This window comes from Cognatundibacterium luofuense (genome assembly GCF_018139685.1).
GTDB lineage: Bacteria > Pseudomonadota > Gammaproteobacteria > Burkholderiales > Burkholderiaceae_D > Undibacterium > Undibacterium luofuense.
In genome coordinates this window covers 1-362 of sequence record NZ_JAGSPN010000293.1, presented here as the reverse complement: position 1 = coordinate 362, position 362 = coordinate 1, and the positions used below count along the sequence as shown (strand labels likewise).

1 pseudogene is annotated in these 362 nt (G+C 46.4%); it reads right to left on the bottom strand.

Annotated features, from left to right (window positions below):
• Positions 1–362: pseudogene (locus KDM89_RS20475) on the bottom strand (hypothetical protein); the annotation flags it as partial.

Genomic DNA, 362 nt, shown 5'->3' with positions numbered 1-362 from the left:
ATAACCAATACCAAACAAGGCGTACTTATAGATATTGTTAATCCCCTTAGACGCATCCTTTTGTTCGAAACGGTCAAACTCCGATTTGAGCAGCCAGTTTTTGTAATCCATATTGATGGATAAGCCCATAATCCGGGTCGGCTGATCTTGCAGCAAGAAGGTAGTGCCCGCGACCGGATCATTTTGTGACACGGTTTCTTCATGCCGCATCATCATCGCGCGCATGTCGAAAATCCCATTATTGATACTAACGGAAGCACCAAGAATTTTTTTCCATGCATCATTGGTCGGTGTGGTGTAGTACAAGCGCGTGTAGTAAGGATTATTATCCGACGTAAAGCTGCCCGCCCACGCAGTGGCCG